The sequence below is a fragment of the Paenibacillus sinensis genome (genome assembly GCF_019904155.1).
Lineage (GTDB): Bacteria > Bacillota > Bacilli > Paenibacillales > Paenibacillaceae > Paenibacillus_AQ > Paenibacillus_AQ sinensis.
The window spans coordinates 1-280 of the sequence record NZ_JAHCMB010000008.1 but is presented as its reverse complement, the minus strand read 5'-3'; the positions used below and the strand labels follow the sequence as shown (position 1 = coordinate 280).

General features: G+C 57.5%; 1 pseudogene. It reads right to left on the bottom strand.

Going from position 1 to position 280, the window contains the following annotated elements:
* Positions 1 to 280: pseudogene (locus KIH86_RS00370) on the bottom strand (RCC1 repeat- and reductase domain-containing protein); the annotation flags it as partial.

The window sequence follows — 280 nt, the reverse complement described above, 5'->3', positions numbered from 1 at the left end:
CGATAGATATTACTCCGCTCAGGTCGGCAATTACTTTCGGCGCCGTTGTATCCACTGTGGTGCCATTTCCCAGCTGACCGTTGGTGTTCGTTCCCCACGACCAGACCGTGCCGTCGCTCTTCAACGCCAGATTATGTCCGCTGCCCATTGCGATCGAAGTGATGTTGCTCAATCCTGCTACCTGAGTTGATGTTGCAGTGCTGCTCCATGCCCATACCGTGCCGTCGCTCTTCAGCGCCAGATTCTGCCCCGACCCTGCCGCGATCGCCACGATACCGCT